The 25,704-nt window shown below is 40.0% G+C and carries 30 protein-coding genes; 14 read left to right on the forward strand and 16 right to left on the reverse strand.

Annotation, left to right across the window (positions count from 1 at the left end; translation table 11 throughout):
• Positions 1-179 precede the first annotated feature (179 nt).
• From cas2 to cas3, 11 genes are all read right to left on the reverse strand, one after another.
• The gene (cas2, locus tag FNW02_RS01125) at positions 180-467 is read right to left on the reverse strand and encodes a CRISPR-associated endonuclease Cas2 (protein ID WP_191755758.1); all 288 of its coding nucleotides are present in this window, start codon (positions 465-467) and stop codon (positions 180-182) included.
• A gap of 40 nt (positions 468-507) precedes the next feature.
• Positions 508-1,512: a type I-D CRISPR-associated endonuclease Cas1d gene (gene cas1d / locus FNW02_RS01130; RefSeq protein ID WP_191755759.1), complete on the reverse strand. Its 1,005-nt coding sequence runs from the start codon at positions 1,510-1,512 to the stop codon at positions 508-510.
• Positions 1,513-1,542: 30 nt separating this feature from the next.
• On the reverse strand, positions 1,543-2,172 hold the full coding sequence (cas4, locus tag FNW02_RS01135; protein ID WP_225225330.1) for a CRISPR-associated protein Cas4: 630 nt from the start codon (positions 2,170-2,172) through the stop codon (positions 1,543-1,545).
• Positions 2,173-2,337: 165 nt separating this feature from the next.
• Positions 2,338-3,186: a CRISPR-associated endoribonuclease Cas6 gene (gene cas6 / locus FNW02_RS01140; protein ID WP_191755761.1), complete on the reverse strand. Its 849-nt coding sequence runs from the start codon at positions 3,184-3,186 to the stop codon at positions 2,338-2,340.
• Entirely contained in the window at positions 3,176-3,796 is a 621-nt protein-coding gene (locus FNW02_RS01145) for a 2OG-Fe(II) oxygenase (RefSeq protein WP_191755762.1), read from the reverse strand. Before FNW02_RS01145 ends, cas6 begins: the two co-directional genes overlap by 11 nt.
• Before the next feature lie 114 nt (positions 3,797-3,910).
• On the reverse strand, positions 3,911-4,618 hold the full coding sequence (gene cas5d / locus FNW02_RS01150; protein ID WP_191755763.1) for a type I-D CRISPR-associated protein Cas5/Csc1: 708 nt from the start codon (positions 4,616-4,618) through the stop codon (positions 3,911-3,913).
• 5 nt (positions 4,619-4,623) lie between these two features.
• Positions 4,624-5,658, reverse strand: coding sequence for a type I-D CRISPR-associated protein Cas7/Csc2 (cas7d, locus tag FNW02_RS01155; protein ID WP_191755764.1), 1,035 nt, complete (start codon positions 5,656-5,658; stop codon positions 4,624-4,626).
• A 55-nt stretch (positions 5,659-5,713) separates the two neighbouring features.
• On the reverse strand, positions 5,714-9,016 hold the full coding sequence (gene cas10d, locus FNW02_RS01160; RefSeq protein ID WP_191755765.1) for a type I-D CRISPR-associated protein Cas10d/Csc3: 3,303 nt from the start codon (positions 9,014-9,016) through the stop codon (positions 5,714-5,716).
• Positions 9,016-9,399, reverse strand: coding sequence for a DUF5615 family PIN-like protein (locus FNW02_RS01165; RefSeq protein ID WP_191755766.1), 384 nt, complete (start codon positions 9,397-9,399; stop codon positions 9,016-9,018). Before FNW02_RS01165 ends, cas10d begins: the two co-directional genes overlap by 1 nt.
• The gene (locus tag FNW02_RS01170; RefSeq protein ID WP_191755767.1) at positions 9,396-9,656 is read right to left on the reverse strand and encodes a DUF433 domain-containing protein; all 261 of its coding nucleotides are present in this window, start codon (positions 9,654-9,656) and stop codon (positions 9,396-9,398) included. Before FNW02_RS01170 ends, FNW02_RS01165 begins: the two co-directional genes overlap by 4 nt.
• A gap of 28 nt (positions 9,657-9,684) precedes the next feature.
• Entirely contained in the window at positions 9,685-11,796 is a 2,112-nt protein-coding gene (gene cas3 / locus FNW02_RS01175) for a type I-D CRISPR-associated helicase Cas3' (protein ID WP_191755768.1), read from the reverse strand.
• 319 nt (positions 11,797-12,115) lie between these two features.
• Between cas3 and FNW02_RS01180 the strand changes: the two genes are divergently transcribed.
• Together FNW02_RS01180 and FNW02_RS01185 are read left to right on the forward strand one after the other, a co-directional pair.
• Positions 12,116-12,979: a WCX domain-containing protein gene (locus tag FNW02_RS01180; RefSeq protein WP_191755769.1), complete on the forward strand. Its 864-nt coding sequence runs from the start codon at positions 12,116-12,118 to the stop codon at positions 12,977-12,979.
• Positions 12,980-13,190: 211 nt separating this feature from the next.
• Positions 13,191-13,484, forward strand: a complete 294-nt coding sequence (locus tag FNW02_RS01185) for a DUF2442 domain-containing protein (RefSeq protein WP_191755770.1) — start codon at positions 13,191-13,193, stop codon at positions 13,482-13,484.
• Positions 13,485-13,509: 25 nt separating this feature from the next.
• Here the strand turns inward: FNW02_RS01185 and FNW02_RS01190 are convergent, their stop codons facing one another.
• Both FNW02_RS01190 and FNW02_RS01195 read right to left on the reverse strand, forming a co-directional pair.
• Positions 13,510-14,364: a fructosamine kinase family protein gene (locus FNW02_RS01190; protein WP_191756031.1), complete on the reverse strand. Its 855-nt coding sequence runs from the start codon at positions 14,362-14,364 to the stop codon at positions 13,510-13,512.
• Positions 14,365-14,411: 47 nt separating this feature from the next.
• Positions 14,412-15,698, reverse strand: a complete 1,287-nt coding sequence (locus FNW02_RS01195; protein WP_191755771.1) for a M16 family metallopeptidase — start codon at positions 15,696-15,698, stop codon at positions 14,412-14,414.
• A 146-nt stretch (positions 15,699-15,844) separates the two neighbouring features.
• Here FNW02_RS01195 and FNW02_RS39450 point away from each other — a divergent pair, with 146 nt between their 5' ends.
• On the forward strand, positions 15,845-15,979 hold the full coding sequence (locus tag FNW02_RS39450) for a hypothetical protein (protein WP_263627707.1): 135 nt from the start codon (positions 15,845-15,847) through the stop codon (positions 15,977-15,979).
• A 136-nt stretch (positions 15,980-16,115) separates the two neighbouring features.
• Here the strand turns inward: FNW02_RS39450 and FNW02_RS01200 are convergent, their stop codons facing one another.
• Complete coding sequence (locus FNW02_RS01200) at positions 16,116-16,343, reverse strand: hypothetical protein (protein ID WP_191755772.1); 228 nt, start codon at positions 16,341-16,343, stop codon at positions 16,116-16,118.
• A 493-nt stretch (positions 16,344-16,836) separates the two neighbouring features.
• Between FNW02_RS01200 and tatC the strand changes: the two genes are divergently transcribed.
• Positions 16,837-17,631: a twin-arginine translocase subunit TatC gene (tatC, locus tag FNW02_RS01205; protein WP_191755773.1), complete on the forward strand. Its 795-nt coding sequence runs from the start codon at positions 16,837-16,839 to the stop codon at positions 17,629-17,631.
• A 77-nt stretch (positions 17,632-17,708) separates the two neighbouring features.
• Positions 17,709-18,044, forward strand: coding sequence for a tRNA-binding protein (locus FNW02_RS01210; RefSeq protein WP_191755774.1), 336 nt, complete (start codon positions 17,709-17,711; stop codon positions 18,042-18,044).
• Positions 18,045-18,257: 213 nt separating this feature from the next.
• Here the strand turns inward: FNW02_RS01210 and FNW02_RS01215 are convergent, their stop codons facing one another.
• Complete coding sequence (locus tag FNW02_RS01215) at positions 18,258-18,566, reverse strand: DUF3067 family protein (protein ID WP_191755775.1); 309 nt, start codon at positions 18,564-18,566, stop codon at positions 18,258-18,260.
• A 229-nt stretch (positions 18,567-18,795) separates the two neighbouring features.
• Between FNW02_RS01215 and petC the strand changes: the two genes are divergently transcribed.
• The 6 genes from petC (at position 18,796) to FNW02_RS01240 (ending at position 22,141) form a co-directional block, all read left to right on the forward strand.
• The gene (gene petC / locus FNW02_RS01220) at positions 18,796-19,335 is read left to right on the forward strand and encodes a cytochrome b6-f complex iron-sulfur subunit (RefSeq protein ID WP_191755776.1); all 540 of its coding nucleotides are present in this window, start codon (positions 18,796-18,798) and stop codon (positions 19,333-19,335) included.
• Between the two features lie 213 nt (positions 19,336-19,548).
• Positions 19,549-20,550, forward strand: a complete 1,002-nt coding sequence (petA, locus tag FNW02_RS01225) for a cytochrome f (protein ID WP_191756032.1) — start codon at positions 19,549-19,551, stop codon at positions 20,548-20,550.
• 293 nt (positions 20,551-20,843) lie between these two features.
• On the forward strand, positions 20,844-21,161 hold the full coding sequence (locus tag FNW02_RS01230; RefSeq protein WP_191755777.1) for a hypothetical protein: 318 nt from the start codon (positions 20,844-20,846) through the stop codon (positions 21,159-21,161).
• A complete protein-coding gene (locus FNW02_RS01235) occupies positions 21,161-21,598 on the forward strand; it encodes a type II toxin-antitoxin system YhaV family toxin (protein WP_191755778.1) in 438 nt (145 codons plus the stop codon). The genes FNW02_RS01230 and FNW02_RS01235 overlap by 1 nt, the downstream gene beginning before the upstream one ends.
• Before the next feature lie 130 nt (positions 21,599-21,728).
• Entirely contained in the window at positions 21,729-21,920 is a 192-nt protein-coding gene (locus FNW02_RS40065; protein WP_431356785.1) for a DUF6888 family protein, read from the forward strand.
• Complete coding sequence (locus FNW02_RS01240) at positions 21,917-22,141, forward strand: DUF6887 family protein (RefSeq protein ID WP_191755779.1); 225 nt, start codon at positions 21,917-21,919, stop codon at positions 22,139-22,141. Before FNW02_RS40065 ends, FNW02_RS01240 begins: the two co-directional genes overlap by 4 nt.
• 184 nt (positions 22,142-22,325) lie before the next feature.
• Here FNW02_RS01240 and ald read toward each other — a convergent pair whose 3' ends face one another.
• Entirely contained in the window at positions 22,326-23,417 is a 1,092-nt protein-coding gene (gene ald / locus FNW02_RS01245; protein WP_191755780.1) for an alanine dehydrogenase, read from the reverse strand.
• A 312-nt stretch (positions 23,418-23,729) separates the two neighbouring features.
• Here ald and FNW02_RS01250 point away from each other — a divergent pair, with 312 nt between their 5' ends.
• The 3 genes from FNW02_RS01250 (at position 23,730) to FNW02_RS01260 (ending at position 25,698) form a co-directional block, all read left to right on the forward strand.
• Positions 23,730-23,900, forward strand: a complete 171-nt coding sequence (locus tag FNW02_RS01250; protein ID WP_191755781.1) for a chlorophyll a/b-binding protein — start codon at positions 23,730-23,732, stop codon at positions 23,898-23,900.
• A 343-nt stretch (positions 23,901-24,243) separates the two neighbouring features.
• A complete protein-coding gene (locus FNW02_RS01255; protein WP_191756033.1) occupies positions 24,244-24,537 on the forward strand; it encodes a hypothetical protein in 294 nt (97 codons plus the stop codon).
• Between the two features lie 111 nt (positions 24,538-24,648).
• Positions 24,649-25,698 (forward strand): WD40 domain-containing protein, encoded by a 1,050-nt coding sequence (locus FNW02_RS01260; protein ID WP_191756034.1) that lies wholly within the window; start codon positions 24,649-24,651, stop codon positions 25,696-25,698.
• The last annotated feature ends 6 nt before the right edge of the window (positions 25,699-25,704 follow it).

Genomic DNA, 25,704 nt, shown 5'->3' on the forward strand with positions numbered 1-25,704 from the left:
GAAGAGAGCGGGTAAAGTGTGAAGACTGAAACCATATTTTTGTAAGCGTTTCAGAGATTGCGCGGATGAGGAATAGGTTAGTAGTGGGCTGGAATCCTTGCTGGAGTTGAGATAGAAGTACTTTTTTCAGGCTATGGAATTTGTACACCTACCCTTCCGCGCATTTGTCATACAGTAACCTAGCCAAAAGGGGACTCAGCAAAGAAAATTGTTTCGTCTCGTGGTTTTTCTCCGCCAATGCGTTCGACTTTCCCCTGACAACAGCCACAAAGAAAGTAAAAACGCACGCTATCAGTGTCAGGTTTAATCAATTTGGCTAAACGCGATCGCAGTTTAGCATACTGGGTAGAGGTCAAATCGCACTCAAACACACTCAGTTGCATCCACTGACCATACGACTTGAGAACAGAATGGATTTTTGTACGACGTTTGTCTTCTGGAATGTCGTAGCTGACAACAATATACATGATAGGTGAAAGAGAAATGGCGAGATTAAGTTGACTAAAGTTACTTGAGAACTAAGGGGGGATATTTATCGATTTCTCCCATGAGGTATTTCGCTAGTAACCTCGCTTGAACTTCAAAGGCTTCTTGGTAAGTACATTTGTTTCCCATGACTGGATGTTTAAAGTTAGACTGTTTTTTTTGTTCGTAGGCGCGAAGAAATGTATGCAGTCCTTCTTTATTTAAGGACACAGCACCACTGAGGGGTTCGGTGGTAAAATCAGCCAAGGTTAGCGATCGCTTATTGATAAGCGACAGCACTACAGCATCGACTATCAAAGGACGAAATTCTTCCATTAAGTCCAAGGCTAGAGAAGGTCTACCATAACGCTCAACGTGTAAGTATCCTAAATAAGGATCAAAGCCTACAATATTTAATGCACTTTGCACATCGTGACGTAGCAATGAATACCCAAAACTCAAAAGAGCGTTAACTGGGTCGGTTGGTGGTCGGCGGCGTCTGGCTTCAAATTGAAATTCTGAAGTTTTGATTAGCTGGTTAAAACAACCGAAATAGGCTGCACTACCAGCACCCTCTAAGCCTCTAAGGGAATCAATACTGCTAGTCTTATCTATAGGTGCGATCGCGTGTTCGAGTCGAGTGATATTATTACTCAGAGAAAGATGAGGATATTCTCGCTGAGTGCGAAGTAAAGTATGGCGGTAATTTTTCAATTTACCCCGTATAAAACCTCTAACTAAATGTATTGCGGGTTGTGATTCTCCTATTGCTTGCCATTGGGCTTTACGAACAAAGATATTTTTAGTCACTTCTGGTTCTAAGCGCCCTAAATATTTTCCATTTTGTGTGAGAAAACTTAAACAAATGTGACGTTCTAAAAGTTCACTGAGGACGGCGGGAGAAACAGTAGCTCGACCTAGTACTACAATTCCTTCAACTTTAATTAGAGGGACATCCAAGATAGTTTTTTGATCAGCTTTGACGGTGAGGCGTTCGTTAACTTTGCCGATAAAAGCATCGGTTTGTGTTACGTAAACTGTTCCCATTTTTGATTTTTCCTATTGCTAGGGTATGATTTAATTTACTTCTTGATAACTTTTGACTTTATCAGTTGCTTTAGGCAAACATTGCGAATATAGACTACATCCAGTGCAGCGTTTGCTGTAAACTGATTTTGGCATTGTTCCGGTTTTGAGGATATTTGTTACATATTTGATAGTAGCGATCGCACTTTGCCGTAACTCTGCATTAATCTCTACTAATTGACGTTGATGAGAGTGAGCATAATAGATATATCCAGTCGGAATATTTTGCCCTGTCATCTCTTCCAAACATAATGCTTGAGCGCAGACTTGCAACTCATCGTTATCCCATTCGCCTTTGCGTCCTCGTTTGTATTCCACTGGATAAACCTGACCAGATTCCGCTTCAATTAAGTCAGATTTTCCGATTAGTTTGTACTGCTCAGACTTCAACCAAATCGCCCGAATTTGCCAAGTTTCTCCTCGCTGTCCGTCGCCTGTAGAATGGACGCGATCATGTAAACTTGTACCTTCAATTGTGTATTGATTATCGCTAAATTCGCCTGCACAAAACATCCGCCAGCACCGATGCGGACAATAGGCATATTGATTCAATGCCGCAATAGGAATATATTCTAATGAAGGGGACAGGTTATAGGTTACAAGGGATAGGGAATTTTTCATATTTTTACTCATTGTGTATTGATTAGTCGATTACGAAGGATAGTAAGCATCTTGCTAATTTCTGTAAATACAACTCTATTTTCATAGGTAGTAGGTAACAGGTAACTGATTAGACTAAGTTTTATTTGATACATTGTTTATAAGTTATTCACTATCTCCTGTCGCTTATGCACTGTTCTCTGTCCTCTGTAACCTACGTGTCATTCCCATACCCATTGTTGTTTTTCGTCCCACACCTGCATATAAAGCAAAGTCGGCTAAGGTGTTAATTTGCTTAATATGTATCGGTTCAATTTCACCTAAAATTCGATAACTAACTTCTCCAATGATGCCTATAAATTTACTGCGAGAGTCGGCTAAAATTTCTGTATGAATGTTGATGAAAGAGGGAAATATTGACTCTATGGCAATGGATGAAAATTCAACACCACTATATTTATTCCATCGGGAAAGTAGGGAATTGAAGACACATTCTCTAGTAGGAAGGGTAGTGTCATACTTTCCTTGGCGGAAGGCGGTAGGCGTGGAAAATGTCAGGTCAATTGTGCTGTGGCGATCGCTAGCTTCTTCGTATAATTGAGTATAGGTCTTAGCATTTGCCCAAGGTTGCATAGATTGGGGTGTGCCTTGAATGCTGGTAATGTACAAGTCAGCAGGGCCAAGATGCCAAGGCCGATTGGGGTTAAGATTTAGCCAGAGTTGGGTAAGTTTGCCAAATAAAGTGTCATCTAATAAAGAGATGCGCCACCAACAAGGTGTCCCGGCGGGGATGGGTTGTTGATGTGAGTATTGCAATTTAGATCCCCCCTTACCCCCCTTCAAAAGGGAGGAATTAGTTTGGAGGGGAGAAAGAGTGAAGGCTTTGTCTGCGGTAGAATCGTGCAAGCGATCGCCCAATTCTTTATCTACAGAACTAACAAGGGTTAAAAATAGGGCGTGCAGATGTCTACCAGTGAGAAACTGTGGTGGAATAAGCGATTGAGGAAGCAAATTCAACACTAAGCTATGAGGCATACTTTCTTTTCTTAGTTGTAGATTGAGTAACTCTTGACTCTACAGTAAATTGGGGAATTTCCTGGAGTTCAACCTCACTCAAACTATACTGTTCACAAACCAAACTTAGGCGATTTCCTGGAGTTTTGACAGCGTTAACTGAATGAGTTAAATCACCTTGAAAATAAACTAAAGTATTGATTTGTGGCTTAATTTGTCCAAGTTGGCGTTTGTGCGATCGCAATACCAGTTCTCCCCCCTCCATATCCGCAGGTACTCGCACATAAAGGACACTAACAACCGCAGGCGGTTCAACGGTTTTGCAGTAAGAACGCAGAGAGCGATCAATGTGCGGATCAACACGGGAGCCTTCTTTGAGTTGTAAAGGATTGAGGTAAAAAGCATTACAATTCGGCTGGAGAGCTAAGTCTAAATAAGGCTTGAAATAGGGAAACATCTGCTCTAATTGTGGCAATCCAGAACGTTGAAACACCACCGAAAAGCCTTTAGTGGCAACAAAATCGCGGTTGAGATTGTTGATAGCAAAGTAAGAACAAGCTTGAATTTCTCCCCACAAGTTATTTAGGTAATCGCTGGGGAAGGCGTTGGATTGTTGTTGATAGTGTTTCACGATGGATGTGGGGAGCGTACAGAACTAACAGGGGTCAAAAATTCTAACGTAATTTGTGACTGGACGCTAGAACCTGCGAAAAAGAAAAAACGTAGTAAAGGTTTTAGGAAGTGATTAGTTCCGAAAACGATATTCTATCCGAGCCGGAATTTTTAAGTTTTGAATGCCATCAAATTGATAGTATTGCCCTCGCATTTGGACATTCTGAATTAAGCTAACTGGAGGCATATTTACAACATCATAGCTAATCACTTGATTGTTGAACATCACATCTAACGGATTTAATGGATGTGTACAAGTGAATATACCTTCAGAAATTTTATGTTTCGGTAATGGTTCTACTGTCACTTCAGCCTTGCTCATCCATTTACCCAAGCGAATCCACTTTGGTAGTTTGAGTTCTTTTTGGGAGATGACAAAAAACTCAAATATACTTTCTGCCGCTATTTCCTTTGCTCTCCCAAAACTAGGGATATTCTTCTGTGTTTTCTCCATTTCAACGTGGTAGTTGTTGTTAGCATACTTCCAGGTGTTGAGGATAGAAGAATGATTGAGCGATCGCGCCGGAGTTACGTAAATATTTTGTTGATTGAGTGGCGTTAAATGCTCATCATATTTTGGCACTTGTTCAGGGCAAAAATAGCGATAGGAATGTTCTTCAGCAACGGTAGTAGAGTAGATTTGGCTATCAACTAAACCCAGTGCATAACAGAGAGCGTAATTGTGAATTATTGGCTCTGTTTCATACAATCGCCCGATTTCACGAGTTGCGTAATAGAGGCTGTCATGTAGTTCTATTTGACAGCGGTAAATAATTACCATCTTGCTTACTCCGTTACAGCAGCAGCTTTTTTATTAACCTTGGTATCTTTCTTAGCGTCTTTCTTACCTGATTTAAGAACCCATGTTTGAGCATAAGTAGATGATTCAGCATTTGCTTGACTCAACATTTCTTGCAATCGAGTTTCATCACTGGTGATAGACTTCACTTCACTCAAAAGTTGTGTAAAGGATGCACCAACAAAATCAGTATGAGAAATGCACTCTTGGGACATAAAAGCAGTAATTGCTTGTGTAGCCGCCTCTAAAACCTCGTCTTCATTGAGCGGATCAGGTGGATTAATTTGCTTTGGAGTTGCATTGCTCATTACGTCATATATCTTTTGAGTCCAAAGAAGATTACTAACAATCTCACCATCAGCGAAAATGACTCCAACTAACTCATTACGCACTCTACCAGTGCGGGTAGTCTGCGCTCCGTAATGGCGTGTCCTGAGAATATTATTGAAAACGTAGAGAAATCCAGCTTCAGTGGGATCTTTCAGCGTGACAATACTGGGGAAAAAGACTTGAGGTAAAATATGGTCTTGACTATTAATACGGCTGGTTACTTCCCCTTGACGGCTCATCGTGCCATTTTCAAAAGGTGCATTGAGGGTAAAGTTAAGGTGAGAATCATCAAAGGGTGTAATTGAGTACGCTGTGTCTACAACTACTTTCGACTTTTCAGAACCAGAATCACCAATAGCAAAACCGTAGAGAATACAATCAGGAGTAGTTTTGCTGAAATCTACGTTGTAATCGCATTTTTCCCACTCACCAATTTTGTAGTTACGTAATAATTCTCTACCTGTTAAACGTTCTGGTGTAGACTGCTTGCGCTTAAACATTGCCAAACGACTAATAGGTTCTTTATTTTCAATTCCAGCACGTACTCTTGCTTTATTCAGTTCACCATCTGTCTGGAATAAAGGATAAGACTCAGTAACACGAATAGTAATGAAATGAGCATATTTTCCCATTGGTTTAGCAGGGATTACATCGTGGAAAAACTTAGAATCGAGTGTTTTTAAGAATTTCATGGTTTGATTGCTCCGATTTAGTTAGTTGGAAGAAAAGAATAAATTAGACTGATGGTTAAAGTTCTAATTCAGGAATATCATCAGGTTCATCTTGTGGACGTGCTTTACGTTCTTCGTCATCTGCTAGACGATAAAGGTATTCACAGGTATCTCTTATTAAATTGAGTTGAGTACCTGCTAAACGTGCGCGATCGCCTTTAAAACTTTCCTCAAAAATGTCTTTCACAAAATACTTAGAAAACTCATAAACTGCTTGACGTTCTTCTTCCGAAGTTAAAGCCGGTTTCCACTTACCATCAATTAAAGTTAGTGTGGGTTTTCCTTCAGCAGCTTTGCGACGCACATTATTCATCAGCTTTGACAAACGCGCAGCTACCACATCTGTTAAAGAATCAGTATCATTAGCTATAGATTTATCAATTTTCAAAATTACATCCGCAGCCTCATCAATTGGTTTTAGAATGGCATTAGCTTTAGCATATTGACTTTTAGAACGATAAAAACGACGGTAGAGTTCTGTTAATTTACGTAGTTGATTCACAGCTTTTCCTTCTGGTTCAAAATAGTAGTAAAAATCCAAGTATAGGCGAACTTTAGCAAGAGGTACAGAATCAATTTTGTCTTGCTTCCGTAGCCATTTATTGAGGTAATGAAAGACATAAAGAGGACTGGTTTCTAAATCTCGCGCTAAATCTGCTAATTTTCCCCAATCTGGATCGCCATCCTTTTTACGGTTAACTTCCAAGTGGATGGAGTAAGCCGCTGTCAGAGCATTGAGCGGAGAAAATTTACGCTTTTGTGAACTACGAGGGAGAATACTATCTAAACGATAGTTATCTTTTTTGATCAAAGAACGAATTGCTTGATGTTCTCCATCAATTAAAACTGTTTCTTCAAAATCAGCACCACTGATAAAAGGTGGTACAGGTGATTCGGACGCTACCACTTTCACATCAAGAACAAGCGGTAATACTAACGCCAGCCAAGCTGGTGTTACCCAAGATTCTGTGTCTGTAGCGTCTCTTCCAGGAGGTAAACCTAAAAAGAAAAATGTCAATGTTTCTTTGTCTGAAAAGCTAATTTTGAAGGTGCGATCGTCCTCTGGCTTTAGATTTTCTTTAATCAGAAGAGAATCTACTTTTAGGTAATCTTCAATTTCAAAATTTGCAACTTGATTTTCGGTAATAAAATGCTTACGCATTTCAGCATCAAACCGGGTTCGAGAAAATTGATTGTAAGCTAATTGCAAAAATTTATTGGTTTCTGGGGTAAAAAAGTAAGTTGGATAAAGATAGAGATAGCGATATTTACGTCCTTCAAAGTCTGCTCCTACAGCATTTGTTTGGTTCATCAAAATTTGTCTCAACATGATTTCAATTGACCAAATTGAGCAAATTTGCCGTTTAGCAGCTTGAGCATTAAATAAAATCTGACGATTACTGTAGACTTGAGGTGCGAATAAAGTCGCTGATTCCATTTGTTCAGTCACAGTATACGAGGAACTAGAAATTGCACAAACATTTTCTCGTCCTCTACCTGTAATTTTGGCGGCACTATAGCGTTTTAGTTCAACTAAAAACGAGTCTATCTCTGGTTCTATAGCTGCGCCTGTTGGTAATGAAATAATTCGGTTAACATAAGTTTTTAAATCATCCCAGCCATTAGGTGCATCCTGAAACTCTGCTAAAATTGGTCTAATAAAAACAGCAGCATAATTTACCATCCCTTTCATTACTTCCAGGATTTGAGCAAAGTCTAATCCTGAATGATTGCGAAAGTATTGTGATGCTAGATAATACCAATCAAGAGGTACTCCACCTGTTTTTTTCAAAGATTGAATTTGTCTGATAGCTGGAATATCTGCTGATAACTCTAAGTATTCAGCTAACTTTTGTGTCAAATCTAAATCAGGAATAGTTCTCCTCTCATTTTTTGGCTGTTGTTTCTGCCAATCATTAACTTTTTCACACCAACTACCCCAAATTCCTCGACATAGAGTATCACCAAACTCTGCCAATCTATCAATACGAACTTCATTAGCAATTTGTAAATTTAAATGTGTCGCTAGTTCACCTTGTGCTTGATAACTTTGTAAACTTTCACCTCGTTTACCAGCAGAAGCAGTTTTTGAGTCTGGAAGTAGTCGAGAAGCAGCATTAATGCTAACTTCCATTAATTCAACTACATCAAAAAATAACCAGTAATAATCCGCAAACTTAAAACCTTTACCATCACGATTAAAACCTGTTTGTCTTTCTTTTAGCTTCTCTGAACACAGGTACTTAATTTTGGCAATAACTTGTTCGGGAATCTTATCAGTTGTAATCGGAGGAGCAGCAACAATAGCTAAATAGACAACACCATCAGGTAAATACAACAATGGTGTATAAAACTCTTCAGGATGTGCTGCTATTAAAGCGTTATTGAAAATATTTGTGAGAATACCGCGATTCTCGCAAAGGGAGTGATAAGTAAGTTTTAGCTGATGATTACTTAATCTTGTCAGTAATGTCTGTAAGCCTCCAGATTCTACATCTCGCGGATGTTTGACAACTGAAGCAAATAAATCAGATAATCTAATTAAGTCAATTAAAACTTGTCTAATTCTACTATCTAATATTTCATTATCTGAAGGTTTGAGTCCACGAGTCGTTAAACCGAAATCAGAATCATTTTTAACACCTGCATTACTGCTAATCTCAATGATGTCATCAATAAGTTCTTCCCATTCTTCACCAAGTAAGTGATATAAACCAAAATCTAAAATCTTTTTGGCAATGTATGCACGTCCCAGATTCGGAGCATATTCTTTTTTTGGTGGTTCTTCTTCCCAATTGCGATTGATCGAGTTTTGTTCTAACCAATTTGGATAATCAGGGAATTTTTCATAGTCATGCAATAAGTAAGAAACAATAAATACAGAGGTTTGCAAGTCTTCGCAACTACGTTTAACTGGGTTTGTACCTATTTCTTCTGCTTGTAATCTTTTCAAAATTTGATAGCTGGGAAATAGACCGTTAAGTAAGTGAGCAAGTATAGATTGGTCGCCAGCATTATCTCTACGAACCGGATTTTTACCTGCGGCGGCTCTTTTGGCATTAATGATTTTTATTGTGATTTCAAAGAATTTACCACCTTTAGCAGTCGCTCCTGCTAGCTGTTTAATTAAGTTAGGTAAGACATAATCTGCGAACTTTTCTAGGATGCGATCGCCTTCATTTCCTTTTGCCTTTTTTACAGCTTCTTTAAATAACCGAATAGTGAGTAATTCGCGTTTTAAAGGTGATTGATCATCCTCATATTCTGTAGTATCAAAATCTGGTACTTCTTCGGGTAAGTCATCATCATATTCACTCATTAATTTTTATCCTCTGGCTCAATTGGTTGATACTCTTGAATATTTCCGTTGCTAATTATCCACAATTTACCCGTCACCTCTGCGGCTTCTAAACCAGCAATTAATGTCTCAATAGCTTCACGCCAATCAGCAAATTTAGAACGGGATGGTAAACGTAGCACTACTATTCCTGAATAGTTTAAGGGATTATATTTCAGACGATTTTCAAATCCTCTGTCTGAAGTAACTAATATCCTGGTTTCGCTGTGACAAATATCAATTAATTTCCCATCTGGAGTAGAAGTAAGACCTTGTTCTCTAACTGTTGCAACATCATGTCCTGCTAAATGCAACCATGTAGCCACCCGCAGGCTACCAAGATTTTCATCTAGTTTGATATTCACTTTTTTGCTTCCCTGTGAGTTCCTAGAGGAATCTCGACAAAACAATCCCTTGTCATCTCAGCACCATAGGCTATACAAGCAAGAATGTCTTCTTTTTCTAAGCCAGGATATTCTTCTAGAATGGTTTCTATTGTTTCTCCTGCCGCTAAAAGGTCGAGAATTAAAGAAACCCAAATACGATGTCCACGAATGCACGGTTTACCGAAACAAATATTTGGGTCAATAGAAATTCGAGAAAGCAAATCATTGTTACTCATGTAGCTTCACCTTTAATAGCCTCTAGTTCTAACATATCCATCCCTCATCGTCTTTTGGCTTCCAATGCCAAGTTAAGGTTTCCAGTAACAGGGCATCTTGTCCAAAAGTAATGGTGTAGCGAGGACTTCTATCCTCTGGCTCATTGGTGAGGGGGTAAGCTTGAAAGTGCATAGGTAGTCCGAGGGTGGCGCGTAAAAAGTTGCGATCGCGGTCTGAAATAAAGCACACTAGTTTACGTCTACCCACTGCATCACTAATTTGGTTGATACCGTAACCGTGTCGTTGGCAAATCTCTAAGTCATTCAGAACTTGCACCTTACCAGATTTAGCCACTTCTCTCAGATTCCCTGGATAATAAAAGTGCCAATCTTCCCGCACCTCTCGATAGCCTTTGAACTTCAAATAACACAAAGCCTTATCAAAGCGAGTAGTAACTACTCCTGCTTTCTCAGCTTTTTCTATAAAGCTATTTTTATCCCATAACTCGAAAATAAAGTTATTGAGAATGCCAGGAAGATTATACATTTTAAATTTTTCAGCTTCCGGCTCATCTGGATTAGTTAAGTCATAAATTGCACAATCTAACTGGCTACTTCCCCTAAAACTCCTAGCCTCATCAATAATTTTTGTTTTCCCTTCACTTTGACAGCGATAAAACTGTGCATTCATTTGTTTAATACTAATTCCCAAAGCATTTTGAATACTAGTAACAAATTTTTTAGCTACCTCTGGATATTTTTCTTTCATGTGATGGTTTCCTTGCAGCTTTGAATAGATATAAGCTGATTGAATCCCACCCCATCGCTGAGGATATCGCTCAAACTGATTTTTAAATGTCCAAAATCCATTAATAGCATTATTAAAATTAACGCGATCGTAAGTTTCACCATCTTGTAGAGGATGGGATTTATCTGCAAATAACCTTGCGACAAGAAAGTTAGGTATTAAAGCATAAGCTTGATAAGTTTCAAATCCTTCATGTCTACCAAGCCTACCAAAGCGTTGAATAAAATTTCCGGCATCAGCAGCTTCAAAAACTAGGAAATTAATCCGAAAATCTACACCAACATCAATTGTAGATGTACCCAAAAGTAAGTCTGCTTCAGCAACCGACTGAGATTTTTCAGTTTCTCCTGTTAAACCAGTATTTTCTCTAACCTTCCATCGCGGTTCAAAAATAGGTTTTAACTTGTCCATTAGCTTTTTGACTGCTGCAATTGAATTGAGAATGATTGCCCCTTTGCTGTTTGGATTATCTTGAAAAAACTTTAAAATTACTGTTTCGGCGTTTTCTTCTATCCATTTGTAGCTAGAACTCAAATTAGGCTCTATATCTTGAGGAAAACACAAGTTAATAGGCTGATTAATTTGTCGCCAGTCATTGTTTAAGTTATCTGAATAAAATTTATAAGCTCCAACATCAACCGGATCAATTTCTTTATATCTAAGTTGAGCTTTATCCAAAAAAGTCTTTAATAGCTCGTTAGGCGTAGCAGAAAGAAAGAGAAATTTTTTATTAGCATTGCCAGTGTGTTTCATTAAAAGTATGGTATTGATGACACTAGCTATTTGTGGAGATGAAAAAATATGAAATTCATCATAGATAAATAATTTATAATTTTCATCTATACGTCTAAATAACCTGTCAGGATTATCTATTTTTCCTCTCAAGTAGTAAAAATTATGGATGTAATGGAAGATGTCAGGATTCGTCAGCATAATTTCATAGTTAGTAGAAAAGTCTTCTATCCCATCTCGTTTAGAAGACATCTGACTAGTTGCTATAGATTTCTCCAAAATAGCTGCGGTTAATCGTCTGATTTGCGGTTCGTACTTGGGTTTAAATATATCTTTGTATCCTTGCACCTGTTTTTCTTGATCTCTTGCAAGTTCATTTGTCGGATACATGGCTAAAGTGTACGTGCGATTTGTCATCGCTGACAAATAAGCAGCCAAGCTTTTACCATCGCCTGTCATGGCTCTATTAAAGACAACATCAATATTTGGGTCTTGTAATGCTTGATAGGTTTCTGATTGATGCCAAGAAAGCGACCAATTTTTAGGTAATTTCACCCCGTCAGGTGTAATAACGGTTTGAGAATAAACAGGTTTGAGATTTATGCTGTAATTTTCGGACATATCCTTGAAAATTCTCTGCAAATGATTAGTTGATCGAAACTGCTAGTTGAAAGAATGACAAACTTATAAATCCAAATAATTTCTGCCAACTATTGGTCGCAGTTTTTATGTATGTGCTAAATACCACTTACAAATTTCTGCAACCAATGGTTGCAGTTTTTTAGATGGGTATAAAACATCTCCAGGCTATTTCTCACACCATTGGTGCGAAATTTTCACTTGACTTAAAAACTGTCCGTAACTCGTTGTTAAATTAAATATTGGCACGCAAAATAGAAGTTGACAAGAGAGTATACATATAAAGTACACGGACATTTTAATGAGTCGAAAAGGTCAGTCTATAACGCTGTCGATATCAGAACGTGATAAAGCCGAGCTAGAAGCGATCGCTCGTGAATTCGGTATGATGTGGGGAGAAGACCCTAACATCTCGAAGTTAATTAAAGCGATCGCTCAACGCAAGTTACTCATCGGTAAAAATAACGATTGGAAAGAACCACGCATCAGGGCATTACATAGATGTATCAGTGCTTTGACAGATATCGGGCAAATTGAACAAGCCCAAATCATTGCACACTTACTTCTCGAACGCAGTGAACTATCATTACCGTTGCGAGGCGAAATCGAACGTTTTTTAGAGAATTTGCCCCCATCTTGGCGCTTAGAAATAGACCGCTATATCTTGCGCGAACAGCCCTTTCAGCTTTCTTATCAAGATGCAGCAGAGCGTGTGTTTAATTTTACCGTTCGCTATGCTAAAGTTACACCCCACGAAAAGCGGCAATATCTTGATTGCTGGTGCGAAGAGACAGAAGGAAACTTTGATATACCAGAACTGGTTCACAACTGGAGTTTACGATTAGACAGGATTATAGAAGCTGCTGTTATGCCAATTTCTGGTGAGTGGCGAAATTTGGCTGAGATAGAAGTGGAAATGCATCTATTTGCTGGCTTGGCTTTTGCCTATCAAGCTAAACAAGAAGACAATATTAATGAGTGGATACCAGATAAAGCGCGAGTCCGGCGAGTTGTCAGGCGAGTATCTAGTACATTTTGGTTTAGCCGCGAAGTCATGCAATATGCGCCAGATTGTGTAGTGATGTTACCCGAAAATGTGCGCGATCGCCTGAAGCAAAAAATCCTCACCTTATGCAATCTATACGATATCGAAACCAGAGGATAAAACAATGAATGAAAAATTAGATCCCCGACTTCTCAAAGAAGTCGGGGATCTAGACAGCGAAAACCCTGGAAATTTTAGAAGGGGAACTCACTCCCAGACTTTTTAAACTAGTACAGAATGGGCGGCTTTGTATCAAGCTGAACTAATGGAAGATTGGAAACTTGCTAGAGATAATCAAACTTTAAATAAAATTTCTTCACTGGAGTAAATTATGCTCAAAGATATACTTTCAGTAGAGCCAAGAGGAAATTATCAACTTCATATCCGCTTTGAAGATGGGATTGAAGGAGTAGTTGATATTAGTAAAATTGTCCAATTTACAGGGGTATTTACGCCTTTGCAAGATAAAGAATACTTTGCCACAGTTGAAGTCAACCCTGAATATGGAACGATTCATTGGGAATCGGGGGCTGACCTTGATCCAGATGTTATTTATTCTTTAATTACAAAACAGCCAATTCCCCAGTATCAGCTAAGTGCTATTTCAGCTAATTTTACTGATTGATTTGACCACTTGTAGGAGATAAAATTCAACGCAAAATCTGGTCAATCATTCGGTTGGCTTGCGAACCATAACCGCCACCAAATAAGTTGAAGTGATTCAAAATGTGATACAGATTATAGAGCGTTTTTCTCTTCTCATAGCCTGCATCTAAAGGAAACACTTCGTTATAACCCTTGTAAAAAGCTGCTGGAAAACCACCAAACACTTCTGTCATAGCGATATCAACTTCGCGATCGCCAAAATAAGTTGCTGGATCAAAAATCACTGGTTCTCCCGACACAGTAAACCCAGCATTTCCGCCCCATAAATCACCATGTACCAAAGAGGGTTTTACTTGGTGTGCCAACAATTCTGGAATAGCCGCTAGTAGCTTTTCTTGTTGAGGGAAATTACCCCCCCGTCGTGCTAACTGAAATTGATACGAGAGTCGATGTTTAGCATAAAATTCTGCCCAGTCTGCTGTCCAAGTATTGATTTGAGGTGTGGAACCGATAGTATTATTAATTTTCCAACCAAAACCTTGGCTACTGCTGGCTTTATGCATCGCCGCCAATTTGCGCCCCATCTCTTCGCTAGAATTACTGTCACCACCAAGTTCCAACCATTCCAACACAATGTAGCTAGAATTAGCAGCTATTCCCCAGCAAACTGGTTTTGGTACGCGAATACTAGCTGTTGCTAACATATCTTCTAAACCCAGCGCCTCAGCCTCAAACATGGCAACTTGCGATGCTTGGTTGAGCTTGACAAAGTAGTTTAGCTTACCACTTGAGACAGCATAGCCTTGGTTAATACACCCACCACTAACCGATCGCCGCTGCTGACTCTGAAATTTTTCGCCAGTTACCTGGCTAATATGGGCGTCAATTTCAGTCCACATCATGCAATTTTGTCATTTGTTATTGGTCATTAGTCAATTATTTTTGACTACTTAAACGGCTTGAGGACAACTACACCATAGGCATCTGGGGCAAGATACTGATTAGCTGCAAATAACAATTCAGGAGCATTCTGAGCTTGAATATTAGCTGGGTAGTTAAACGCTGGTTCTAAATCTCCCACCATAGACTGATAGTAACCATACAACCCAGCGCGATCGCTTGGTGTTTCATTACCAAAAATAAACCTGTTAGCTGCTCGCCGCCGCACACGAGCAATTTCTGATTCTGCAATTAACTCTGTTTGTAACTTACGGATGTGTTGAGCGATTCCATCTTCCACAGCTTGTAAATTTTCCACTGCACACTTAGCCGAAATATAAAACGTCCCTTGCAGCAGATTACTCATATTACTCACAGCGATGGAAGACACTAATCCTTGTTCTTCCCGCAAATCATGTACTAGTCTTGATGTCCGTCCCTGTCCTAAAATTCCTGCCAAAACATCCAGTCCATAAGTTTGATCTATTTGAGTCAAGCCTGGAACCCTCCAAACCATAACTATCCTTGCTTGTTGGAGACTTTCATCAATAAACTCACAATGGACAATTTCTGTAAAAGCAGGTTCAGGATTAACACTTAACTGTTGACTGTTGACTGTTGACTGTTGACTGTTATTAACTTGTGCAAATCCCTCAGCAACAATTTCAATTAATTCTTCTTCAGGTAAATTCCCCACAGCCACAGCAGTAATTGATTGAGGTTGATACCAATTAGCGTGAAAATCTCGCATTTGCTGGGGTTGAAGCTGGGTAATTACTTCTTCTGGCCCCAATACTGGACGGCGATAGGGTAACAAATCAAACGCTGTCTCCATTGCCCGTCGAAACGTCCGGCGGCGGGGATTATCGTCTGAACGCCTAATTTCTTCTAAGACTACTAATCGCTCACGTTCAAAGGCATCATCAGGAATACTGGGATTAAATACTACGTCTATTTGTAGTGGAGCCAGTTCAGCAAAATCTTTAGGAGCAGTGGTTATATAGTAATGAGTATAATCTTGGCTAGTAGCGGCATTGGTAACAGCACCGCGTTCTTCAATTCGGCGTTCAAACTCGCCGCTAGCCAGTCGCTCGGTTCCCTTAAAAATCATATGCTCTAAAAAGTGAGCCATGCCGTTAATAGCATCTGATTCAACAGCCGAGCCGGCTTTAACCCACAAGCTTAGATTAACGGCTTCAACTGGCATCTGCTCCGCGATGATTGTCAAACCATTAGGCAACTGCCTGAGCTTTGGAGCATTGAGACGAGGAAATTTCAGCAGGGTTGAGGTCATTGCTCGTGGTGAGTGAGAGTTTTTTACTCCTTTATCTTAACTACGACTCAAAATAAGCACCGTCATCATATAACTGCTGGCAATCAGCACACACAAGGCTATGACTGTCATACAAGTTTTGTTGCAAGTACAAAGTCATATGCGTTATGACAGGCGATCGCCCAACAGCACCGATTTTAAGATATTGGCTGGCCCATGACTACAAGCGATCGCCCAACAGCATTTACAATCGGCTACTTAATTGGCGAGCATTTGATTCAGAGCTACAGAATTTTTCCTAAATCCAATAGGAGTCTTACCGAGTAGATATAGTATTCTATGTAAAAATAAAAATATACTAGTTTAAGCGCAAAGAGCGCATTCACTAAACTAGCCAAAGAAAAGTACTATTCACGTGTAACTGAAAATCATTCCCTATCAATCTTTGCAGATGCCTGCCCGAAGACAATCTTCTGTTTGGTCGTCTCTAGCTGGTATTCGCCACGGTACTATTTTTAACTGAGCATTTGTGGTGACGGCAATTGCAGCAGTTGTTATGCGAATTTTAGAGTTGAATATTGGCACGTCACTACTAGCAAAGCTTGAACAGGCATTGTATAAATAAACAGGTAATGCCATCAATCCAATGTAAATTTTCCTATTCATACAAAACCTCAGATCACAATTTCCGATTGCGCCATAGCACATACCACCTTAAATGAACCGGAGCTTAAATCAGTAAACAGTGAACAGTAAACAGTAAACAGTTGGGGGATTTAAACTTGCCAGATAGCGCCTGCTGCTAATCGGCTTTGGGTTATTAGTTTTCGGTTGGAAGTGAGCGCCCCCTTAGTGGTTCTCCTTAAACCCAATTATGTTTACTGTTTACCATTTACTGTTTACTGTTAAAAACTGAGCTTTGTATGTCAAAGATTTTGTATCAATTTACTAAATACTGCTTACTTGAGAGACGTAATTTGCAAATTATCGGTTCCACCCTGTTTGTAGGGTAGGCATTGGCTAAAAGATGGCTTCTTACTTAACTTATACAAATGCAACGCCAAAAAACCGGACAAAAATCTTCAAGCAGCCAAAAACATATTTTGATAGCTGCTACCCCGGATAAAATAGTTAACAAATGTTGCCTACTAGCTGACTCATGACGCCTTCACCAGATGTAGATACTGTAACCACTGCCGATATCGACCAAGAAGGATACGGCAACTCAAAAACTGATTTTCTTGATGATTTGCCAGGTGAAGTTGAGATGTCCCTTTTCGACCACCTAGAGGAGTTGCGACAGCGGATTTTTTATTCGCTGATTGTTGTAGCAGTGGGTATTATTGGCTGTTTCTTTGCCGTCAAGCCGATTGTCCAGCTATTGGAAGTCCCAGCTCAAGGAGTAAAATTTCTCCAGCTTGCTCCTGGAGAATATTTCTTTGTCTCCTTCAAAGTTGCAGCATACACAGGTTTAGTACTTTCTAGCCCCTTTATTCTTTACCAAATTATCCAGTTTGTCCTCCCAGGATTGACTCGTCGCGAACGCCGCTTGCTGGGGCCTGTGGTTTTGGGGTCAAGTGTGCTGTTTGCAGCTGGGTTAGTATTTGCCTATTTTCTCCTTATCCCAGCAGCTTTAAAATTCTTCATCAGCTATGGAGCAGATGTAGTAGAACAACTGTGGTCGATTGACAAATATTTTGAATTTGTGTTGCTTTTGTTATTCAGCACTGGTTTAGCATTTCAAATTCCTGTCATCCAAGTTTTGCTTGGTAATTTGGGAATTGTCTCTTCTGAAAAAATGCTTGCTGGTTGGCGTTACGTGATTATGGGAGCAGTAGTTTTAGGGGCTATCCTGACACCTTCTACTGACCCCCTTACCCAAAGTCTTCTGGCGGGAGCAGTACTTGGGCTTTACTTTGGTGGCGTTGGGCTAGTTAAGCTTACAGGTAAATAACAGTCGCTATCATGTGGGAACCTACTCTCTAGGCGTCTATGCTTCAATTCAAAATTAAAATGTCAATTCACAAGTAAATGTTACAAATTACCTATGATGACTTTGAAAAAATTGAGATTCGTGTTGGCAAAGTCATCAAAGTAGAAGAGTTTCTCAAAGCCAAAAAACCAGCTTATAAATTGTGGATAGACTTTGGTGATTTAAGTATCAAAAAATCTAGTGCTCAAATTACCAAACTTTATCAACAAGAGGATTTAATCAATAGATTAATATTAGCTGTTACCAATTTTCCACCTCGTCAAATCGCTGATTTCATTTCAGAAGTTTTAGTCTTAGGTGTAGTTCTGGACGATGGAGAAGTTGCATTAATCCAGCCAGACAGAGATGTGCCTTTGGGTAAAAGACTTTTATAGTTAGGTTCAATAATATACAGCAATTTTTAATTAATTAGACTACAGTTTTTAGGGTGAGTATTGTAATGCTCACCCTACTATGGTCTATGCTTATGAAACTCACTATATATGTATTTTGTAACTACATTTAATAGACTGAGAAATTATCATTTTATAACTGCTGAATTTAGTGTATGATTAAAAGTTTAAAAATAAAAAATAAAAAAAGCAAAGTCATAATATCCATTCTGAAGAACGTTCGCCCAAATCTAGAGGAATGCTAACAGCTTTGCCGAGTCGGGGGCGATCGCGTGTTTCAATGATAAATGTTTGTACTTGTGTTGCCCCGCCCAAGGCGTGAAGATAATTGGCGATACTATCAAGATGCTCTTGGTACTCTGCCTCACTTAACGGAAAAGAAGCCTGCTCTAAGTATTTCCACATGACTTGCAGAAATATTTTCCCCTGTGTCCGCCGCAACTGCACATCGTAAGAGTATCCCCACTTATCAAGCAACATTTGGCGTAATTCCTGTCCTGTCATAGCTTTTCTCAATTAGATTTTACATTTAGTTATGATGTTAAGTTCCGTAACTCAAGTATGATAGGGATATAAAGAAATGTAATGCTAACAGAAAAGATGCTAGATATATCTTGGAACAGAGAAGTACGGCATCGTTGTGGGCGTTAGCATTTCGACTTAGACAAGAGTTGCTCAAGTACTAGTACTCCTGTCAAAATGCTTAGCAAAATACATAAAGAGCGCGTAGATTATGGCTCAATTTTCTGAATCAGCAGACGTGCCCGATATGGGGCGTCGTCAATTCATGAATCTGCTCACTTTTGGGACTGTCACTGGAGTGGCTCTGGGTGCATTGTATCCCGTTGTCAAGTACTTTATTCCACCCGCTACTGGTGGTGCTGGTGGTGGTACAACAGCGAAAGATGAGTTAGGTAACGATGTCAGCGTCAGTAAATTTCTCGAAAACCGTAACCCAGGCGATCGCAATCTAGTTCAAGGACTAAAGGGCGACCCCACCTATATTGTGGTAGAAAGCAAAGAGGCGATCGCTGACTACGGTATCAATGCTATCTGCACCCACCTAGGTTGTGTTGTCCCTTGGAATGTGGCTGAAAACAAGTTTAAATGTCCTTGTCACGGTTCCCAATACGATGCAACTGGTAAGGTTGTTCGGGGCCCAGCACCACTGTCTTTAGCTTTGGCCCATACCAATGTCAACGACGACAAAATCGTCTTAACCCCTTGGACTGAAACCGACTTCCGCACCGGCGAAGAACCTTGGTGGGGTTAATCAAGTGCTGAAGCGCGGATAGCTATGGTTTAGCCCGTGCTGAGTTATTAGTTTAAAGTCCAGAGTCAAAAGTCCAAAGTATTGATTCTTGACTGCTTGACCCTTGACTAATGACTAATACTTCTCTACGAGAGGCTGCGCCAATGGCTCTGCTCAGTACAAGTGACTAATGACTAATGACCAATGACTAATTCAATCGTTGTCCTTATAGAGATGAGAAATGCTTTCATAACAGCGAGGTTAACTCGCAGTGCTAGAGCGATTGTCAAAACATTGCTCATAGCGATCGCTACCGTGACATTTTACTTCACCAGCGATCTAGTCCTTCCCCAACCGGCTGCTGCCTATCCCTTTTGGGCACAGCAAACCTACCCCGAAACCCCCCGCGAACCAACCGGACGGATTGTTTGCGCCAACTGTCACTTAGCAGCTAAGCCTATAGATGTGGAAGTTCCCCAATCGGTGCTACCTGACACTGTATTTAAAGCTGTGGTGAAAATTCCTTACGATACCAGCTTGCAGCAAGTTGGTGCCGATGGTTCTAAAGTCGGCTTGAATGTCGGTGCTGTACTGATGCTACCCGAAGGCTTTAAGATTGCTCCTGAAGACAGGATTTCTGAGGAACTTAAAGAAGAAGTCGGTGACACATTCTTCCAACCCTACAGCGAAGAGAAAGATAACGTTATCATCGTCGGCCCCCTACCCGGTGAACAGTATCAGGAAATTGTCTTCCCAGTTCTTTCTCCCAACCCCGCAACCGATAAAAACATCCACTTCGGTAAATATTCGGTTCACGTAGGTGGTAACAGAGGACGCGGACAAGTTTACCCCACTGGCGAAAAGAGCAACAACTCAGTTTACAACGCTTCCGCTACTGGCACAATTAGCAAAATTGCCAAAGAGGAAGACGGAGACGGTAACGTCAAATATGTTGTAAGCATCCAAAGTGAATCTGGTGAAGTTGTTAAGGAGACGATTCCCCTAGGCCCAGAACTGATTGTTTCTGAAGGACAAACAGTCAAGTCTGGTGATGCTTTGACCAGCAACCCGAACGTGGGTGGATTTGGTCAACAAGATGCAGAAATCGTATTGCAAGACGCATCTAGAGTCCAATGGATGATTGCGTTCATCGCTCTGGTGATGTTGGCTCAAGTTATGCTGGTGCTGAAGAAAAAGCAGGTTGAGAAAGTTCAAGCTGCCGAGATGAATTTCTAAATTCTCTGCTAAATAATTACTTGTAGGACAGGCATCTTGCCTGTCTTTTTTATATATTATGGTTCCAAGTCTGTATATAGGACTCAGAGGTTTATATGCAATTTACTTTAAAAGTATATCTACTTAATCAAAAATTATTATATTAACTTATAGTCTTTTTTTTTGGAATCTGTTATAGTTTATTTGTAAGTTATAACAGTTGTTGTAACAACAATATAACTTCTCACATCAAATTTATAGTATCTAGGTATTGTATTTGAATGCCTAGTATCTTCCTAATTAGGAATTAGCTCATGGCTGTAAAAAGTTATCCCGTAACTCATGCAAAGGTAGGAAATCAAGATGGGTTTCGCTTACCTCGCGCATTCTATAAGGATTATCCTCATTTAGCTAATGCTTCAGGCCATATTGAAGTGCTATCTGATAACACGTTCTTAGTTAGATTAGAAACCGATAATGTTGATGAAGTTGATGATGAGGGCATTATGATGAGCCTTTTTCTTGACTTTCTAATGAAGGATGCTATGCAGAACCCTTCTGAGCTAATTTCTTATACCCAAGAAATAAGCGATGAAATGGATGATTTACTGGCTGATGTAGTTATAGATTAATGGCTGCATTTACTTGTAATGGTTGGCAGATTTTTTTCTACCCATTGTTTAATAAACAATGGGTAGAATTGCGTAGTAGAGTTCATATATTAAAAAATGAGTTACCTAAAGAAGAATTTATTACACATTCAGATGTCAAATTCTTAAAAGCATTGAATATTGGCATTAAAGAAAAAATTCCTCAAGACCCTTTCGCTAGTCACTTTGCTTTGCAAAAACCTTTGCAAAAATATGGCCGTATCAAAAAAATGGGGCTACCTGAACGATATAGATTATTCTTTAGAGCATTCAAAGAACAAAAAATTATCATTATTCTTTGGTTAGGTTTTCCTCGTAAGGAAGGTGATAAAAAAGATTGTTATCAAGTTTTTACCAAAAAAGTTGAGAATGGAGAATTTCCTCAAAGTATAGATGAGCTACTTTCACATATATCTTAGAATTAGCAACCTCAAGTTGTTTCCCAATTACCTTTTGATCAGCGATCGCTACAACGAGAAACTTGACTTTCAAGACAATTGCTACAACTAACTTCAAGTGAAAATGCTAAACTTGTACTAATGAGTGTGGATGAAAGTGTCCAAAAGTCCTACGTCAGAGCAGAAAACACAATGCTTTAATCTGTGCGTCTGGTTCAGTAAGCTTTACCTACCTATAAACGTAGTTCGTATAGACGAGCGAACAGGAAATGTTTTCTTTCTGGCAGGTGAGGAAAATATTATTGAGATTTATCCCAACGGCAAATGGAGGTACGTAGGATGAGTAAGCCTGATTTTAAAGCAATGAGCCGAAAAGAATTACACACTTACGTTCTCGCTCACCGAGAGGATCAAGAAGCTTTTTATAGCTACGTAGACAAGCTACATGCAGAGGCTACTTGGATTGAAATGCCAGCATTGCAGTCCGTAGAAGATCTGGAAAATTACCCAGAATTTCTTGAGCGTCTTCGCAAAAGTGCAGAGCCACGCGATAATGCAGTCTAACAAATCAAATGCAGCGAACGGTCGAGAGCCATTGGTGCTAAGTTCGAGTATAACTGCATCAAATGCTTAATTAAAGCGATCGCAAATAGATTCCGCGTAAGCCTACTGGTTACGCGGAAATTTTAATAAAAACCTTTTACCAAAGTCAACACTGTTACCTTAAATCAAGATTACCTGTGTAAATTTAATTTACTAAATCAGGGAATACCTCTTGTACTGCCGGATGAACTAAGCGATGATTTTGTACATTCAAGCCCTTAGCTAAGACTGGATTAGTTTCCAGTGCCTTGATTCCCAGATTTGCCAACTGAATGACGTAAGGTAATGTACTGTTATTTAGTGCTTGGGTTGCTGTCCAAGGTACTGCCCCTGGCATATTGGGAACGCCATAATGGACTACGCCCTCTTCAACATATACCGGATTGGTGTGAGATGTGGCATGTAAGGTCTCAATGCAACCGCCTTGGTCAACAGCAACATCAACTATTACAGAACCAGGACGCATTTGTTTGACCAATTCACGGGATACTAGTATTGGCGCTCTACGTCCTGGCACTAAAACTGCACCGATCAGCAAGTCGGCTTCTTTAACGGCAGCTTCGATATGGGCAGAGTTGCTGTAAAGCAATTCGACTCTAGAGCCAAAAAGGGTTTCTAGGTAGGATAAGCGCTCGACACTCACATCTAAAATCTGCACGGTAGCACCCATACCCACGGCAATTTTAGCTGCTTCTGTGCCGACAACGCCGCCACCTAAAATTACTACTGTGCCTGGTTTGACTCCAGGTACACCACCCAAAAGCACACCTCTGCCACCTTGTTGGCGTTCTAGGAATCTGGCCCCAAATTGTACTGCTAGCCGACCAGCAATCACACTCATAGGGGTGAGTAAGGGTAATTTGTTAGCACCGGATTGTTCTACAGTTTCGTAGGCGATCGCACAAGTGCCACAATCAATTAAATGTTCGGTCAATTTGCGATCGGCTGCTAGATGCAGATAAGTAAACAATATCTGTCCTTTTTGTAAAAATTTATACTCGCTTGCTAGTGGTTCTTTGACTTTGACAACTAGCTCCCGATTCCAAGCCGCTTCTGGTGTGGTAACAATCTCCGCTCCAGCGCTTGCGTAGTCATCATCTGTAAATCCAGCACCACTACCTGCTAATGTCTGGACGAATATGGCATGACCATTTTCCCGCAGCACCCGCACACTAGAAGGACTCAACCCTACCCGAAACTCTTGATCCTTAGTTTCCTTCGGAACGCCAATTTCCATGTAACGCCTCTGATAATTTTTTGTTTAACTTTAGCTTGCTAATCTCAAGCTTGTTAGTTCAAGCTTGCTACTTCTGTATTATGGATAGCTGTATTAGGGATAGCTAATCTCTGTTCTAATTTTCTCAACTTTATTTGGGTAGCTCCAAACTCTACCCTTGACTATTACCCCAGTATTTATACAATGTATAAAGATTAATTACATTTTGTTAACAAAGCTCCGCCCAACGGCAACCCCTGTGGAGAACGGAGGCTTCCTTAAATCAGATTTATCCTAGTCAAGTCACGTTTGCCGAAAAGAGGTTTCTAAAAAATGACACAACCGCAACCAACAATTACACCCAAACTAGAGGAGCCTAAGTTTGGCTTTAATGAATATGCAGAGCGTTTGAATGGCCGAGCTGCAATGGTTGGCTTTGCCTTGATGGTGGTAATTGAATACGTTACCAATCAAGGTGTGCTATCATGGCTCGGTCTAAAGTAATGCCACGAGAAAGCACAGATGTGCAAGTTGTAAGCTAATAATTAAAAGAGTTATAACCAGCTGGAACACTAGCTGGTTTGACTTTAACAATCTAGAGCGAAGTACTTCGCCCTAAGCGTTTTAATTAGACTTATCCGTAAATTGTTGCCGTAGAATGTAAGCAGGGGAGGGACTGAAATATCCTAGACCCGCAATTACTACATTAAAGAGGGGTAATTACTACACTTCCTTCCCTACTGAATAAAATTATAATACTTTATGCCTTTGATTCAAAGGGCAATTTGCGGGTGAGGTATTCTCGGTAAATGTACACAAAAGGTTAATTGGAACCAACCAAGCTGTGATGAATGCTGTATTACCTCGTTTTTTAAAGTCAACCTACCGAAAAGAACCACTAATCAGTGTACTGATTACGATGGGCGTGGTGGATGCCCTGATTGGTGGATTTGATGATAGCTGGTCGTTATTCGCTTTTGGTTTGGGACTAGCAGGGATAACGCTCGTCTTTAAGTTGTGGCGTATCCAGCAGCGTCGTCCTATACCAGAGGAGCCTGTAGTGCAACACTATTTGCCCTCCCGCTCCTCTAGTGCTGCTTTACCAATGCTGAGCGTTTCTAAGAAAAAACCTCCTTTGTAGGGAGTGCTGAGTAGTGAATTATGTTAGCGGATAGCTCTGGTTTAGCCCGTGCTAACTTACAACTCAGTTAGATTGATTGGTGTAACCATATCTAAAAGTGAGGAAAATGTAGTGAGGAGTGAGGGAAGAGGTGGGGGCGGTTTTGTACTTCGCCCGTATATTGTCTTGGCATTGATGGCAGCTGTTGCTGCGGCTACGATATCGAAAGAGTTTTATATTAATACTGCTAATGCTGCTGTTGAAGTAATACCATCTCAAGTTACTAACAGCTTTGCTAATCCTCAACTACTCTACATACTCAAAGGACATAAAGGAACCATTAAATCCTTAGCCTTTAGTCCAGATAGCAAAATTCTGGCCAGCGGTGGTGCAGAAAATGAGGGAGTAATTCGCCTGTGGAATACAGAAAGAGGCAAAAAATTAGGTAACATTAGCAGAGCGCATCAAACAGCTATAGAGTCTTTGGTGATTTCGCCAGATGGCCAAACCCTCGCTAGCTGTAGTAATGACAACATAATTAACCTTTGGAACTTAAGAAATAATAAGTTTAGCCGCTCTTTTGTCGGACATACTAGTAATGTCTTATCTTTAGCAGTGTCTCCTGATAGTAAAGTGCTGATCAGTGGCGCTTTAGATGGAATTCGCATGTGGGATTTGCTACAGCAGCGCCCATTAGGTACTCTAGTACGCTTTGATAACCTAATTTATACCTTGGCTATTAGCCCTGATGGACAGACCTTAGCTAGTGGTGACAACAAAGGTGTAATTAAGCTGTGGAACTTGAGTACTGGAAAATTGATTCGTGGATTTGTGGCTCATTCTAATGCTGTTAACTCTGTAGCTTTTACACGAAATGGAGAATTAGTTAGTGCTAGCCGCGATCGCACGATTAAACTTTGGAATATTAGCAGTGGTAAACTAGTCCGTAGCTTCATCGGACATAACAACTGGGTGAATGCTGTTGCTATTCACCCCGATGGACAAACCCTTGCCAGTGCTGGCAGAGATGGGATTAAATTATGGAATCTGACTACAGGTGAGTTAAAAAATACACTCCATGGACATACAGACTGGGTAAGTGCGATCGCTTTTAGTCCTGATGGGCGAACACTTGCCAGTGGTGGCTTTGACCAAATGATACATATTTGGCGAAGTCTATAAATCTCA

Origin of the sequence: Komarekiella delphini-convector SJRDD-AB1 (genome assembly GCF_014831675.1) — a bacterium.
GTDB lineage: Bacteria > Cyanobacteriota > Cyanobacteriia > Cyanobacteriales > Nostocaceae > Komarekiella.

Excerpts from the sequence above, each read along its gene's own strand:
- FNW02_RS01185 (WP_191755770.1), top strand. The coding sequence starts at position 13,191 with ATGCTCAAAGATATACTTTCAGTAGAGCCAAGAGGAAATTATCAACTT.
- FNW02_RS01235 (WP_191755778.1), top strand. The coding sequence starts at position 21,161 with ATGGCTGCATTTACTTGTAATGGTTGGCAGATTTTTTTCTACCCATTG.
- FNW02_RS01250 (WP_191755781.1), top strand. The coding sequence starts at position 23,730 with ATGACACAACCGCAACCAACAATTACACCCAAACTAGAGGAGCCTAAG.
- FNW02_RS01200 (WP_191755772.1), bottom strand. The coding sequence starts at position 16,343 with ATGAATAGGAAAATTTACATTGGATTGATGGCATTACCTGTTTATTTA.
- cas1d (WP_191755759.1), bottom strand. The coding sequence starts at position 1,512 with ATGGGAACAGTTTACGTAACACAAACCGATGCTTTTATCGGCAAAGTT.
- ald (WP_191755780.1), bottom strand. The coding sequence starts at position 23,417 with ATGGAAATTGGCGTTCCGAAGGAAACTAAGGATCAAGAGTTTCGGGTA.
- FNW02_RS01240 (WP_191755779.1), top strand. The coding sequence starts at position 21,917 with ATGAGTAAGCCTGATTTTAAAGCAATGAGCCGAAAAGAATTACACACT.
- FNW02_RS01230 (WP_191755777.1), top strand. The coding sequence starts at position 20,844 with ATGGCTGTAAAAAGTTATCCCGTAACTCATGCAAAGGTAGGAAATCAA.
- petC (WP_191755776.1), top strand. The coding sequence starts at position 18,796 with ATGGCTCAATTTTCTGAATCAGCAGACGTGCCCGATATGGGGCGTCGT.
- cas7d (WP_191755764.1), bottom strand. The coding sequence starts at position 5,658 with ATGAAATTCTTAAAAACACTCGATTCTAAGTTTTTCCACGATGTAATC.
- tatC (WP_191755773.1), top strand. The coding sequence starts at position 16,837 with ATGACGCCTTCACCAGATGTAGATACTGTAACCACTGCCGATATCGAC.
- cas10d (WP_191755765.1), bottom strand. The coding sequence starts at position 9,016 with ATGAGTGAATATGATGATGACTTACCCGAAGAAGTACCAGATTTTGAT.
- FNW02_RS01255 (WP_191756033.1), top strand. The coding sequence starts at position 24,244 with ATGAATGCTGTATTACCTCGTTTTTTAAAGTCAACCTACCGAAAAGAA.
- FNW02_RS01170 (WP_191755767.1), bottom strand. The coding sequence starts at position 9,656 with ATGAGTAACAATGATTTGCTTTCTCGAATTTCTATTGACCCAAATATT.
- FNW02_RS01190 (WP_191756031.1), bottom strand. The coding sequence starts at position 14,364 with ATGTGGACTGAAATTGACGCCCATATTAGCCAGGTAACTGGCGAAAAA.
- FNW02_RS39450 (WP_263627707.1), top strand. The coding sequence starts at position 15,845 with ATGACAGGCGATCGCCCAACAGCACCGATTTTAAGATATTGGCTGGCC.
- cas5d (WP_191755763.1), bottom strand. The coding sequence starts at position 4,618 with ATGGTAATTATTTACCGCTGTCAAATAGAACTACATGACAGCCTCTAT.
- FNW02_RS01210 (WP_191755774.1), top strand. The coding sequence starts at position 17,709 with ATGTTACAAATTACCTATGATGACTTTGAAAAAATTGAGATTCGTGTT.
- FNW02_RS01215 (WP_191755775.1), bottom strand. The coding sequence starts at position 18,566 with ATGACAGGACAGGAATTACGCCAAATGTTGCTTGATAAGTGGGGATAC.
- FNW02_RS01195 (WP_191755771.1), bottom strand. The coding sequence starts at position 15,698 with ATGACCTCAACCCTGCTGAAATTTCCTCGTCTCAATGCTCCAAAGCTC.
- FNW02_RS01180 (WP_191755769.1), top strand. The coding sequence starts at position 12,116 with ATGAGTCGAAAAGGTCAGTCTATAACGCTGTCGATATCAGAACGTGAT.
- petA (WP_191756032.1), top strand. The coding sequence starts at position 19,549 with ATGAGAAATGCTTTCATAACAGCGAGGTTAACTCGCAGTGCTAGAGCG.
- cas2 (WP_191755758.1), bottom strand. The coding sequence starts at position 467 with ATGTATATTGTTGTCAGCTACGACATTCCAGAAGACAAACGTCGTACA.
- cas4 (WP_225225330.1), bottom strand. The coding sequence starts at position 2,172 with ATGAAAAATTCCCTATCCCTTGTAACCTATAACCTGTCCCCTTCATTA.
- cas6 (WP_191755761.1), bottom strand. The coding sequence starts at position 3,186 with ATGCCTCATAGCTTAGTGTTGAATTTGCTTCCTCAATCGCTTATTCCA.
- FNW02_RS40065 (WP_431356785.1), top strand. The coding sequence starts at position 21,729 with ATGAAAGTGTCCAAAAGTCCTACGTCAGAGCAGAAAACACAATGCTTT.
- cas3 (WP_191755768.1), bottom strand. The coding sequence starts at position 11,796 with ATGTCCGAAAATTACAGCATAAATCTCAAACCTGTTTATTCTCAAACC.